The sequence below is a fragment of the Jatrophihabitans endophyticus genome (assembly GCF_900129455.1).
Taxonomy (GTDB): domain Bacteria; phylum Actinomycetota; class Actinomycetes; order Mycobacteriales; family Jatrophihabitantaceae; genus Jatrophihabitans; species Jatrophihabitans endophyticus.
On the sequence record NZ_FQVU01000004.1, the window covers coordinates 88990 to 101560 of the forward strand.

A 12571-nucleotide genomic window follows, 5' to 3' on the forward strand; every position below is an offset into this window, starting at 1 on the left:
CGCGACGACCGCGGGTACGTAACCCAGCTTACGACAACTTCACAACCGGCCGCGACGGTCGCCCTCGGTCGACGCCGGGCCGGTCCCGGGCGGACGGTCAGGGGACGACGGTGACCGGCCACGAGGCGTCGCGCACGAGGCGGGCGGCGAGCGAGCCCACGATGCGGTGGTTGGCCTGCGTCGACGCGCCGACCACGATGGCGTCGACCTGCAGCTCCGCGGCCACCGCGATGAGCTCGCGGTAGGGGTTCCCGGCGCGTTCGACGTACTCCGCGACGATGCCCACGTGCTCGATGCCGTCCTGCACGGCCTGTCTGATCTCCGTGCCCAGGTCCTCCTGCGCCCGCAGCATGGCACCGGCGGTGACGGCGACACCGCTCGCCACCGACGAGGTCCGCACGAACACGACGACGAGCTTGGCGCCCTGCCGGCGGGCGAGACCGGCGGCGTAGGCGCCGGCCCGCAGCGACGTGTCGGACCCGTCGACGCCGACGAGGATGCGCGTGGGGCCGTCCGTGCCGAGCTCGAACGTGTGCGTCATGCCCGGGATTGTGGCCCGGTCCGGTGGGCGGGGGCCAGCCGCCTCCCGCCCCGACGCGACCGGACCCCGCCGCGGGGTGAGCGGCGGGGCCCGGTCGAGCGCATCAGGGACCGGTCACCGGCGGGCGGCCGACCCCAGCGCGGCGACGTCGGCCGCGCTGAGCGCGCGGTTCCAGACCCGGACGTCGTCGATGGTGCCCGGCCAGTAGTCGGTGGGGCTCCCGCCGTACTGGCCGCGCCCGATCGTCAGCGGTCCCGACGCCGCGTCGCCGAGGCACTGCCGGTGCACCTGCTGCTGCGCCGTGCCGTCGACGTAGAGCGTGTACGTGCCCGTGGCCGCGTCGTGGACGCCGGTGAGGCGGTACCACGTGTTCAGCTGCGGCGCGGTGTCGGCGAGCGCCCGGCCGCCGACCGTCGAGAAGGCGAAGCGGTTGTCGGCCTGCGAGTACTGCAGGAAGAACGCGCTCGCGCTGTCGGTGTCCTCGCCGACCGCGGTGGCGAAGTGCCCGGTGCTGTCGAGCTTGACCCAGGCCGAGACGCTGAAGTTCCCGGCGGTGTCGACGACCCGGTCCTTCGTCACGGCGGCCTGCGACGAGCCGTCCAGCTGCAGGGCGGTGCCGGTGTGCCCGGGTACCCACTGCGGCGAGCCGGTCGTCGTCGCGTCGTGCGAGCCGGCGGCGTCGTGCGCGACCGTCCCGCTGCCCTCGTCGAGCGCGTAGCTGGCGACCGGGTTCTGCTGGCCGGCCGGGTAGGTCGGCGCGTTGGCGCCGGAGTACGCGCCGGGCGCGGCCCTGACCACGGCCAGGTTCGCCTTGCGCACCGCGGCCGGGTCCATCTTCTCGACCTGCCGGTCGTAGGTCCAGAAGCCGTTGACCTCGTTCTCCACGTCGGTGATCTGGGTGTAGATCGCCGCGCTGACGCCGCACTGGTTCTCGACCTGCACGAGCTTCTTCTGCAGCTCGACGTACTTGGCCGTCAGCGCGGCCTTGTCCGGGAAGAGCTGGTACGAGCCGGGGGTGCCGGGCCAGTCGTGTGCCTTGTCGATCAGGCCGAGACCGCCGTACTCGCCGTCGATCGTGAGCCGTTTGCCGTCCGATGTCGGGGTGCCGGGGCCGAGGTAGGTGTGGTCGTCGTAGACGTCGCCCTCGCCGCTGTCGGGCAGCGAGGCGCAGCAGTTGACGCCGCTGTCGGCGTCGACCAGCCGGGTCGGGTCCCACTTCTTGACCTGGGCCGCGGTGCTCACCGGGTCGAACTCGCCCCAGCCCTCGTTGAACGGGACCCAGCCGATGATGGAGGTCTCGCTGCGATGCTGGTCGATCATCGTGTGCAGCTCCTTCAGGAACTGCTGCTGACCGGCCGCGGACGGGTGCCGGTCGCTGTTGGTCGCGGGCATGTCCTGCCACACCAGCAGGCCGAGCTTGTCGGCCCAGTAGTACCAGCGGTCGGGCTCGACCTTGATGTGCTTGCGCACCGAGTTGAAGCCGAGCTGCTTGTGCTGCTCGAGGTCGAACTTCAGCGCGTCGTCGGTCGGCGCCGTGTAGATGCCGTCGGGCCAGAAGCCCTGGTCCAGCGTCGCCATCGAGAAGATCGGCTTGCCGTTGAGCAGCAGGCGCGGCTTGCCCTGGGCGTCCTTGTGCACGGTGACGGAGCGCAGGCCGGCGTACGAGCCGACCGAGTCGACGACCGTGCCGCGGTGCTTGACCTTGACGGTGAGGTCGTAGAGGAACGGGTCGTTCGGCGACCACAGGTGCGGCTTCGCGAAGGCGAGCGTCACGGCACTGCCGGCCGCGCCGGTCGCGCGGGCGACCTGCGTGCCCTTGGTCGAGGCGGTGACGACGACGGTGTCGCCGTCCTGCGCACCGGTGACGACCGGCTTCACCGTGAGCTGCTTACGCGCCACGTTCGGCGTCGTGACCAGCGAGTCGACGTGGGTGTAGGCCACCGGCTCCAACCACACCGTCTGCCAGATGCCCGACGTCGGCGTGTAGAAGATCCCGCTCGGATCGTTGCGCTGCTTGCCGATGGGCTGCTCACCGGAGTCGGTCGGGTCGCTGACGCCGACGAGGATCTCCTGCTTGCCGCCGGCGTGCACCGCGCTGGTGATGTCCGCGCTGAACGCGTCGTAACCGCCCTTGTGGTGGACGACCTTGGTGCCGTTGACCCAGACGGTCGTGTCGTAGTCGACCGCGCCGAAGTGCAGCAGCAGGTGCTGGCCGTGCCAGCTCTTCGGGACGGTGACCGTGCGGCGGTACCACATGCGGTCCTCGTGACGCATGATCCCGGACAGCGCCGACTCGACCGGGTAGGGGACCAGGATCCGCTCCGCCAGGGTCTGCCCCACCGGGGGCTTCTCGCCCTCGTCGGCGCCGGCGAACTGCCAGACTCCGTTGAGGTTCGTCCAGGCGTTGCGGGTCAGCTGCGGGCGCGGGTACTCGGGCAGCGCGTTGTTCGGACCGACCTGCGAGGTCCACGGCGTCGACAGCGGTGGGGTCTTGGCGTGCCACCCCGAGGGGGCGGCGTCGGCCGCGGAGCCGGCGGCGATGCCGCCGGCGGCGCTCAGCGCGAGCACCGCCGCGGTGAGGCCCGCCGGCAGGCGTCGGCGGCGGGAGCTGGATGAGAACACGGGTACGCCCTTCGATCGGGACGGCGACGATGCCGTCGACAGCGGGGAGGACCGTCCGACGGGTGCACGGGGTTTGCGGCTTCCGTCCGGAACAGGTGGAGCGTCCGATGCGTAACCAACTCGCCCTGATCGGTTAAGTCAATAAGCAATCGTTTGCTGATCGAACGTGCCGTCGCTACGCTCCGACCGATCAGCGGCTCGATCCGGCTGGATCGAGTCGGGCCGACTCCGTGGTGGGTGCCAATGTTCACGGCCGAACGCAGGCAGGCGATCGTCGAACTCGTCCGGGCGAACGGGGCGGTGTCGCTGCGCGAGCTGGCCGAGTCGACTGACTCCTCCGAGGTCACCGTGCGCCGCGACGTGCGCGCGCTCGAGGAGCAGGGTGTCCTCGATCGTCGCCGTGGCGGTGCGGTGTGGCCGGGCGGGCTCTCGCACGAGCAGAGCTACCGGCAGAAGCGTGCTGTCGCGTCGGCGGAGAAGGCCGCGATCGCCGTCGCCGCCGCCGGGTTGGTCGAGGAGGGCGACGCCATCGTGGTCGGCGGCGGCAGCACCACGCAGGAGTTCGCGCGGCGGCTGGCACGCATCGTCGACCTCACCGTCGTCACGAACTCGGTGCTGGTCGCGCAGGCGCTCTCGGACGCGAAGGCCGAGGTCGTGCTCACCGGCGGTTCGCTGCGCAAGTCCACCCACGCGCTCATCGGCAGCGGCGCGGAGAAGGCACTGGCCGGGCTGCGGGTCCGGCGGGCGTTCCTGTCCGGCAACGGCCTCACCGTCGAGCGGGGTCTGTCGACGCCCAACATGCACGTCGCGAGCATCGATCAGGCGATCATGCACTCCGCGCAGGAGGTCGTGGTCCTCGCCGATCACACCAAGCTCGGCGTCGACACCATGTTCCAGACCGTTCCCACCGAGCGCATCGGCCTGCTCGTCACCGACGCGGCCGCCGATCCCGCGCTGCTCGAGGCGTTCCGGGGGGACGGCGTCGAGATCGTCGTGGCGGCCCCCGGGGCTCCGGGGGCCACGGGGGCCGCTGCGGCCGACGGCATCGACGGGCTCGTCGCCGCGCGCGCCGAGCCCACCCGTGTCCGCAACGATTCCGTAAAGTCCTGATCAGTTTGCTGTCAACTCTTGACCGATAGCTGATCGTTCGCGTTCACTCTGTCCACCAGCGGACGGCGGTAACCGCCGCGTAACCCGGGCGTCATCCCTGCCGCCCGGAGGGTCCGGCGTCGTCCCGCATGGCGTGATGTTCGACTCGACGAGGAGTGGCGAGGACATGGTCAGCAATCCGACGCGACGCGGTGCCGCCGCACTGGGGATCTCCCTGGCGGCCGCCATGGTCATGACCGGGTGCGCGAAGAGCGCGTCCCAGAGCGGCGACAGCAGCGGAGGCGACGACTCCACCAACACCGCCGCCGCGCAGCAGGTGCAGTCGACCGGCTCGGCCGGCCCGGGGTGCACCTACACCAAGTACGGCGCGCCGAAGGTGGACCTCAAGGGGGCGACCGTCGGCTTCTCGCAGTCCGAGGCGACGAGCAACCCGTTCCGCGCCACCGAGACCAAGTCGATCACCGACGAGGCCAAGCGGCTCGGCATCAAGCTCATCCAGCGCAACGCCAACGCCAACGTGGCGCAGCAGAACACCGACATCCAGGGGATGATCGCGCAGGGCGCCAAGGTGCTCATCGTCGCGCCGGAGAACTCCGACGGTCTCGCCCCTGCGCTCAACCAGGCCAAGGCCAAGAAGATCCCGGTGCTGACGATCGACCGCACCGTGCAGGGCAGCGCCTGCTCGGACTACATCGGCTTCATCGGTTCGGACTTCACCGGCCAGGCCAAGATCGCTGCCGACGACCTCGCGACCGCCATCGGCAAGAAGGGCGAGGTCGCCGTCCTGCAGGGCACGTCGGGCAACAACGTGGCCCAGGAGCGCACGAAGGGCTTCAACGACCAGGTCAAGGCGCAGTACCCGGACGTGAAGATCGTCGCGTCGCAGACCGCCAACTTCGACCAGGCCACCGGCCAGAAGGTCGCCGCGCAGATCCTGCAGAGCAACCCGAACATCAAGGGGATCTACGCGCAGAACGACACCATGGCCCTCGGCGCGATCCAGGCCATCCGCGGCGCCGGCAAGAAGCCGGGCACCGACATCAAGGTCGTCGCGATCGACGGCATCCGGCAGGCGGTCCAGAACGTCGCCAGCGGCATCATGTACAGCGACATCGAGACCAACCCGCGTTTCGGTCCGCTGGCGTTCAAGGCGCTGCAGGACTTCTACGGCAGCGGCAACGGCGTGTCCGCCAAGGTGATCATCAAGGACCAGCACTTCACGAAGGACAACGCGGCGCAGGCCCTCAAGGAGGGCCGGGTCTACTGATGGACCCCGCGGTCGGGACGAGCAAGGCCGGCGTAGGCGCGGCACCTGTCCTCGAGGTCGTGGACGTCGACAAGCAGTTCGGCGGCGTCCACGCCCTCCGGGGAGTGTCCTTCGCGCTGCGCCCGGGCGAGGCGCACGCCCTGGTGGGGGAGAACGGCGCGGGCAAGTCGACGCTGATCAAGGTGATGACCGGCGTCTACAGCCCGGACGGCGGCGCGGTGCGCTACGCGGGGAACGAGGTCGCGTTCGGCAGCCCGCTCGAGGCGCAGGACGCCGGCATCTCGACGATCTACCAGGAGGTCAACCTCGTCCCGCTCATGAGCGTGGCGCGCAACCTCTTCCTGAACCGGGAACCGCGCCGGCTCGGTCTGATCGACTCGGGGCGCATGAAGCGCGAGGCTCGCGCGATCCTGCGCGAATTCGGCATCGAGGTGAACGTGTCCCGGCCGCTGCGCACGCTCGGCCTCGGCGCCCAGCAGATGGTGGCGATCGCGCGGGCGGTGCAGATCGACGCCCGCGTGGTGATCATGGACGAGCCCACGTCGTCGCTGGAGGCCCGCGAGGTCGAGACGCTGTTCCGCGTCATCGGCCAGCTCAAGGAACGCGGGATCGCGATCGTCTACGTCAGCCACCGGCTCGACGAGCTGTACGCCGTCTGCGACCGCGCGACGATCATGCGCGACGGCCAGGTCGTCCACGTCGCCGAGCTCGCCTCGCTGGACCGGATGCAGCTGGTGGCCCAGATGCTCGGCCGCGACGTCGCGGAGGTCCGGCGCGGCGGGGCGACGGCCTTCGGCGCCGAGCACGAGACCGAGGGGGAACCGGTGCTGCGGGCGCGCGGGCTCACCCGGCGCCACCAGCTCGACGACGTCAGCCTCGACATCCGCCCCGGCGAGGTCGTCGGGCTGGGCGGCCTGCTCGGATCGGGGCGCAGCGAGACGGCCAAGGCCATCGCGGGAGCGTTGCCGGTCGACTCGGGCAGCGTCGAGGTCGGCGGCAAGCCGTTGCAGGCCCGCTCGACCGCACGCGCCATCAAGGGCGGCGTGGTCATGCTGCCCGAGGACCGCAAGAGCGAGGGCATCGTCCCCAACCTCTCGGTGCGCGAGAACATCGTGCTGGCGGCCCTGCCGCGGATCTCGCGGCTGGGACTCGTCAGCCGGGCCAAGCAGGACGAGATCGTCGACTTCTTCTTCACGCGGCTCAACATCAAGGCGTCGAGCCCGGAGCAGAAGGTGTCGGAGCTGTCCGGCGGCAACCAGCAGAAGGTGATGCTCGCGCGCTGGCTGTGCCTGCGCCCGGCCGTGCTGCTGCTGGACGAGCCGACCCGCGGCATCGACGTCGGCGCGAAGGCCGAGGTGCAGTCGGTCATCGACGAGCTGGCCGAGGAGGGGCTCGCGGTGCTGCTCATCTCCTCCGAGCTCGACGAGCTGCTGGAGGGCTCGGACCGCATCGTGGTGCTCAAGGACGGTCGGGTGGTCGAACGGCTCGACGGTGACGACGTGAACGAGACCGCGCTGATGAACGCGCTGGCCGTGGAGGCAGATCTCGGTGAGTGAACTGACGGCGCGGCGCGGCCGAACGGTCGAGCTCGACCGGCTGGTCGTCGGCCTGCAGCGCTACGGCGTCTACGCGGCGCTGCTCGTGCTGCTCGTCTACGACGTGCTCACGCTCGACCGCTTCGCGACGATGAGCAACGTGCGGGTCCAGCTCGACCAGGCCGTCCCCATCCTCGTGATCGCGCTCGGCATGGCGCTGGTGATCGGCACGGAGGGCATCGACCTCTCCGTGGGTGCGGTGGTCGCGCTCTCGTCGGCCTTCGTGCCGCTGTACCTGGGCTACGGCGCGGGGTTCTCGATCGTCGCCGCGCTCGTCGCGGGGGCGGTGACCGGTGTCCTCGCGGGCCTGATGGTCGCGGTCGTGAACGTGCAGCCGATCGTCGCGACGTTGTCGCTGATGATCGGCGTGCGCGGCATCGCGGTGATCCTCAACGGCGCGTCGGCCAAGCAGGTGATCGACCCGACGATCCTGGGGCTCGGCTCCGATCAGATCCTCGACATCCCGAAGATGGCGTGGATCGCGCTCGTCCTCGCCCTGGTGGTGGGCTTCGTGGTGCGCTACACGCGCTTCGGCCGCCAGCTCGTGGCCATCGGCGACAACCGCCGGGCGAGCCAGCTGGCCGGGCTGCCGGTCAAGCGGGTGCTCGTGACCGTCTACGTCGTCTCGGGCGTACTGGCCGCACTGGCCGGCCTGCTGGTCACCGGCTACGGCGCCGAGGCCGACCCGTCGAACTACGGGTTGAACTTCGAGCTCAGCGCCATCACCGCGGTCGTCGTGGGCGGCACACCGCTGTCCGGCGGCAGGATCCGCGTGCTGGGGACGGTCGCGGGCGCCCTGTTCATGCAGCTGGTGACGGCGACGCTCGTCCAGAACAACGTGGCGACCAGCTACGCCCAGATGGTCGAGGCGGCCATCATCTGCGTCGCCGTGTATCTCGCGAGAGGCAAGGCAGCCCGATGACCGGCACCCTGACCAAGGGGGCGGCGCCGACGCCGGCCGCACCCACCGCGGTGGTGGAGACGCGGGCCGAGCAGGTGACGCGGCTGCTGCGCGAGCAGGGCGGTGTCGCCGTGCTCGCCATCGTGTTCGTGTGCGCGTCGCTGTTCTCCGACGGGTTCTTCGACTGGGGCAACATCCAGAGCATCCTCGTGGGCAACGCCTACGTCGCCCTGCTCGCGCTCGGCATGACCTTCGTGATCATCTCCGGCGGCATCGACCTCTCCGTCGGCTCCATGTTCGCGCTCGGCGGCGTGCTCGCGGGGTGGGGCGTGAACCACGGCGGCTGGCTCGTGGGGCTGCTGCTCCCGATCGCGGTCGGGTCGGTGTGGGGGCTCGTCCAGGGCCTGCTCATCGCCAAGGCGCGTCTCGCGCCCTTCATCGTCACGCTCGCCGGGCTGCTCGGCGCCCGTGGCCTGGTGCAGGCGATCTCCGACGAGGGCAACAAGACCTACCTGGTGCCGCGCGACTCGTTCTTCCTCCACCTCGGCGACGGGACGTGGATCCCCATCGGCACGGTCGTCGTGCTCTTCGGTCTCGGCGCGCTGCTGCTGCTGCGCACCCGCTACGGCCAGTCGCTGTTCGCCATCGGCGGCAACGAGAACGCCGCGACGCTGATGGGTCTGCCCGTCCTGCGCAACAAGGTGCTGGTGTACGTGCTGTCCGCCGGCCTCGCCGGCACCGCCGGCGCGCTGAACGCGTCGCGGCTGCAGTCCGGCGTGACCAACATCGGCGTCGGGTACGAGCTGACCGCGATCGCGGCGGTGATCATCGGTGGCACGCTGCTGACCGGGGGCGCCGGCTCGATCGCCGGCACCGCGGCGGGCGTTGCGCTGCTGGCCATCACGCAGAACCTGATCGGCGTCCACCTGTCGCAGTACGGCTCGTCGGCGTCCGACGCGGTGAACGGCGGCTTCCTCGCCGTCGTGGTGATCCTGCAGACCCTGCTGACCAGAGCGGAACGGATCGAATGAGCGCGCTGCGAAGCGCGCGCAAGACCGCGACCCGGTTGTCCGACGGGCGGGAGCTGATCTACTTCGACGAGTCGGCCGGCGCCGGCCGCGGCACCCCGGACACCCGCGGCCTCGACCCGATCCAGGTGAGCAGCGAGCTGCGCCGCGACCCGCTCACCGACGAGTGGATCGTCGTCGCGTCGCACCGGCAGACCCGCACCTACCAACCGGCCACCGCGGCCTGCCCGCTGTGCCCGACGACGTCGCGCGACAACCTCTCCGAGGTGCCGGTGCCGGGCTACGACGTCGTGGTGTTCGAGAACCGGTTCCCCTCGCTCACGGCGGACGCGGCGGGGTCGCACGACGACGATCCCGTGTTCGCCCGGCGCCCGGGCGTGGGGCGCTGCGAGGTCGTGTGCTTCAGCGACGACCACGACGCGTCGTTCGCGTCGTTGCCGCCGGCCCGGGCGCGCACGATCGTCGACGTGTGGGCCGACCGCACCGCCGCACTGTCGGCCGTCCCCGGCGTCGAGCACGTGTTCCCGTTCGAGAACCGGGGCCGCGAGATCGGGGTGACGCTCAGCCACCCCCACGGCCAGATCTACGCCTACCCCTTCGTCGCGCCACGGTGGGCGCGGATGCTCGAGACCGCGGCCCGGCACCGCGAGCGGACCGGTGTCAACCTCTTCGCCGAGGTGCTCGCCGCCGAGCAGGAGGCCGGGCTGCGCGTGGTCGCGCGCACCGAGCACTGGACGGCGTTCGTCCCCGCGGCCGCGCGGTGGCCGGTGGAGCTGCACCTGTACCCCAACCGGCACGTCCGCGACCTCACCGAGCTCGACGACGCCGAGCGCGACGACTTCGCCGTGACCTACCTCGACATGCTGCGCCGCCTCGACGCGCTCTACGACGCGCCGCTGCCCTACATCGCGGCCTGGTACCAGGCGCCCGTGCGGCAGCACCGCAACGACGCCTACCTGCACCTGCAGCTGCTGTCGACGAAGCGCGCGCCGGACAAGCTCAAGTTCCTCGCCGGCTCGGAGTCGGCGATGGGCGTCTTCATCAACGACGTGGTGCCCGAGGACATGGCGGCGCGGCTGCGCTCGGGGTGAGTCGGCGGGTGCGACGCTCGTGACATCGGGCGCGTTCGGCACGCGGAGACACGGTGTCCCGGATACCGTGTGCCCCGTGCCGGACACCCGCGACCGACCCCTGCTGCAGGGCCGCGCCGGTCCGGCGATCGGGCTCGACACCCACCGCCTCGCCGACGGCACCGTGATCGCGGTGCAGGACACCGGGCCGCGGGACGCCGAGGTGACCGTCGTCCTCGTCCACGGCTGGTCCCAGGACCACACGAGCTGGGACGACGTGGTCGAGCTGCTCGACACCGACCACCCGGACCTGCGCGTCGTGGCCTACGACGCCCGCGGGCACGGCCGTTCCGACGCCGGGCCGCGGCGGACGGGCACGGTCGACCAGTTCGCCGACGACCTCGCCGACGTCGTCACCGGCCTCGTGCCCGCGGGGCAGGTCGTGCTGGCGGGGCACTCGCTGGGCGGCCCGATCATCATGGCGTTCGCGCAGCGCTTCCCCGACCTGCTGCGCGACCGCGTCCGGGGTGTCCTGCTCGTCGCCACCAGCTCCGCCGACCTCGGCAAGGACGTCTTCGGGCTGTCGGCCCGCCTGACCGCGCCGGCGATCGCCGTCGCCCCCGTCGTCACGAAGGTCCGGTCGTGGTCGCGGGCCCGCGTGAACCTCTACCACCCGGGCCTCATCGCCTGGGCGATCCGCCGCGGCTTCTACGGCCCCGGCGCGGCCACGGCGCACAATCGGTACCGGACGGCGGCGCAGACGTCGCGCAGCCATCCGGCGACCGTCGCGCAGCTGGTCGACGAGATGATCCGCCTCGACCGCGCGGACGCGCTCGCCGTGCTCGACACCGTGCCCACGGTCATCCTCGCCGGGACCAAGGACGGTCTGTGCCCGATCGCGCATTCCCGCGCGATGGCCGACGCCATGCCGGGTGCGCAGTTCGTGGTGCTGCCGCGGGCCGGGCACATGCTGCCCTACGAACGACCGGCCGAGGTCACCGACCAGCTCGTCCGGCTCGCCACGAAGTAGGAGGAGAACGCGATGGGCAGCTGGACGACGTCGGTGCTCGTGCCGGGGCCGCGCGAGGAGGTCTTCGCGCTCTTCGCCGACCGGGAGAACTACCGCGCCCTCGTGCCGCCCGTCGGCGCGCGGCTCGTGCGCCCGGGACGCGACCGGCGCCAGGGTGAGGGCGCGGTGCACCGGGTCGGCCTCGGGCCGCTCGGGCTGCGCGAGCAGATCGTCGCGCTGGAGCCGGGACGCAGCTTCACCTACCGCGCGGTGACCCCGCTGCCCGTCCGGCACTACATCGGTGTCGTCGACTTCCACGACGATCCCCGGGGCGGGACACGCGTCGACTACACCCTCGACGTCGAGGCCGTCGTGCCGGTTCCCGGTCCGTTGCTCGCCGTCGTCGTGGCCGGCCTCGCCGGTGGCCTCGCGCGTGGCGCGACCCGTGAGCTGCGCCGCCGAACCCGCGGCTGAGCGGTGCGAACTGCCGCGAGTGGTGCGATCCGTCCCGAGTGGTGCGAAAGGCCGCCCCACTCAACGGGGCAACGCACCACTCACCGACCAGTGGGTACGGTCGTCGCACACGGCGGTCGAGAACCTGAGACGGCGTGGCGAGGCGAGGAGGACGCATGCTGACGATCACGTCCGCGGCGAGGACGCACCAGGGTCGGGTGCGGACGCTGAACGAGGACAGCATGCTGGTCACCGACACGTTCGCGGCGGTGGCCGACGGCCTCGGCGGCCACGCCGCCGGCGAGGTCGCGAGCCGCATCGCCGTCGACCGGCTCGGTCGGCTCGCCGAGCACCCCGCGGTCCATCCCGACGACGTCGTCTCGGCCATCGCCGACGCGAACAAGCTCATCATCGACGCGGTGCGGGCCCACCCCGAGAACGAGGGCATGGGGACGACGGTCACCGGCTTCGGCCTGGTCGAGCTCGGCGGTGCCGCGCACTGCGTGGTGTTCAACGTCGGTGACTCGCGGGTGTACCGGCTGCTCGAGGGCGTGCTGGAGCAGGTGACCGTCGACCACTCCGAGGTCGAGGAGCTCGTCGCGGCCGGCGTCATCACCGCGCAGGACGCCGCGCGGCACCCGCGTCGCAACGTCGTCACCCGCTGCCTGGGCAGCCTGCCGAGCCCCGTTCCCGATCTGTGGGTCTACCCGCCCGCGGCGAGCGAGCGCTACCTGATCTGCTCCGACGGGTTGACGAACGAGGTCGACGACGACGCCATCGCGGCAACGCTGCGGGACCGACAGGAACCCGGCGAGGCGGCCGAGGCGCTCGTCGCCCAGGCCCTGGACGCTGGCGGGCGCGACAACATCGCCGTTATCGTCGTGGACCTGGTCAGCGTCGACCACCGTCCGGTGGACGTCGACACGGCGCCGCGCGTGCGCGCGGACCTCGCGTGACCCGACCAGCCGATCCGAT

At 71.4% G+C, this 12571-nt stretch carries 11 protein-coding genes; 9 read left to right on the forward strand and 2 right to left on the reverse strand.

What is annotated here, in order from left to right; genetic code table 11:
* Positions 1–97: 97 nt before the first annotated feature.
* Complete coding sequence (locus BUE29_RS15015) at positions 98–541, reverse strand: universal stress protein (protein WP_073391265.1); 444 nt, start codon at positions 539–541, stop codon at positions 98–100.
* A gap of 114 nt (positions 542–655) precedes the next feature.
* Positions 656–3163, reverse strand: coding sequence for a glycoside hydrolase family 2 (locus BUE29_RS15020; RefSeq protein WP_073391266.1), 2508 nt, complete (start codon positions 3161–3163; stop codon positions 656–658).
* Between the two features lie 243 nt (positions 3164–3406).
* Between BUE29_RS15020 and BUE29_RS15025 the strand changes: the two genes are divergently transcribed.
* The 9 genes from BUE29_RS15025 (at position 3407) to BUE29_RS15065 (ending at position 12552) form a co-directional block, all read left to right on the forward strand.
* Positions 3407–4273 carry a DeoR/GlpR family DNA-binding transcription regulator gene (locus BUE29_RS15025; RefSeq protein ID WP_073391267.1) on the forward strand — a complete coding sequence of 289 codons (867 nt, stop codon included), beginning with the start codon at positions 3407–3409 and terminating at the stop codon, positions 4271–4273.
* A 166-nt stretch (positions 4274–4439) separates the two neighbouring features.
* Positions 4440–5540, forward strand: coding sequence for an ABC transporter substrate-binding protein (locus BUE29_RS15030; protein WP_073391268.1), 1101 nt, complete (start codon positions 4440–4442; stop codon positions 5538–5540).
* Positions 5540–7096 (forward strand): sugar ABC transporter ATP-binding protein, encoded by a 1557-nt coding sequence (locus BUE29_RS15035; RefSeq protein WP_073391269.1) that lies wholly within the window; start codon positions 5540–5542, stop codon positions 7094–7096. The genes BUE29_RS15030 and BUE29_RS15035 overlap by 1 nt, the downstream gene beginning before the upstream one ends.
* Entirely contained in the window at positions 7089–8057 is a 969-nt protein-coding gene (locus BUE29_RS15040) for an ABC transporter permease (protein ID WP_073391270.1), read from the forward strand. The genes BUE29_RS15035 and BUE29_RS15040 overlap by 8 nt, the downstream gene beginning before the upstream one ends.
* Positions 8054–9067: an ABC transporter permease gene (locus tag BUE29_RS15045; protein WP_073391271.1), complete on the forward strand. Its 1014-nt coding sequence runs from the start codon at positions 8054–8056 to the stop codon at positions 9065–9067. The genes BUE29_RS15040 and BUE29_RS15045 overlap by 4 nt, the downstream gene beginning before the upstream one ends.
* A complete protein-coding gene (gene galT / locus BUE29_RS15050) occupies positions 9064–10155 on the forward strand; it encodes a galactose-1-phosphate uridylyltransferase (RefSeq protein WP_073391272.1) in 1092 nt (363 codons plus the stop codon). Before BUE29_RS15045 ends, galT begins: the two co-directional genes overlap by 4 nt.
* A 76-nt stretch (positions 10156–10231) precedes the next feature.
* Positions 10232–11164: an alpha/beta fold hydrolase gene (locus BUE29_RS15055; RefSeq protein WP_159440880.1), complete on the forward strand. Its 933-nt coding sequence runs from the start codon at positions 10232–10234 to the stop codon at positions 11162–11164.
* A 12-nt stretch (positions 11165–11176) separates the two neighbouring features.
* Positions 11177–11617 (forward strand): SRPBCC family protein, encoded by a 441-nt coding sequence (locus BUE29_RS15060; RefSeq protein WP_073391273.1) that lies wholly within the window; start codon positions 11177–11179, stop codon positions 11615–11617.
* Between the two features lie 155 nt (positions 11618–11772).
* Positions 11773–12552 (forward strand): PP2C family protein-serine/threonine phosphatase, encoded by a 780-nt coding sequence (locus BUE29_RS15065; protein WP_073391274.1) that lies wholly within the window; start codon positions 11773–11775, stop codon positions 12550–12552.
* Positions 12553–12571 lie beyond the last annotated feature (19 nt).

Bases quoted from the DNA above. Each gene is read 5' to 3' on its own strand.
- BUE29_RS15030 (WP_073391268.1), top strand. From the start codon at position 4,440: ATGGTCAGCAATCCGACGCGACGCGGTGCCGCCGCACTGGGGATCTCC.
- BUE29_RS15065 (WP_073391274.1), top strand. From the start codon at position 11,773: ATGCTGACGATCACGTCCGCGGCGAGGACGCACCAGGGTCGGGTGCGG.
- BUE29_RS15015 (WP_073391265.1), bottom strand. From the start codon at position 541: ATGACGCACACGTTCGAGCTCGGCACGGACGGCCCCACGCGCATCCTC.
- BUE29_RS15045 (WP_073391271.1), top strand. From the start codon at position 8,054: ATGACCGGCACCCTGACCAAGGGGGCGGCGCCGACGCCGGCCGCACCC.
- BUE29_RS15060 (WP_073391273.1), top strand. From the start codon at position 11,177: ATGGGCAGCTGGACGACGTCGGTGCTCGTGCCGGGGCCGCGCGAGGAG.
- BUE29_RS15025 (WP_073391267.1), top strand. From the start codon at position 3,407: ATGTTCACGGCCGAACGCAGGCAGGCGATCGTCGAACTCGTCCGGGCG.
- BUE29_RS15035 (WP_073391269.1), top strand. From the start codon at position 5,540: ATGGACCCCGCGGTCGGGACGAGCAAGGCCGGCGTAGGCGCGGCACCT.
- galT (WP_073391272.1), top strand. From the start codon at position 9,064: ATGAGCGCGCTGCGAAGCGCGCGCAAGACCGCGACCCGGTTGTCCGAC.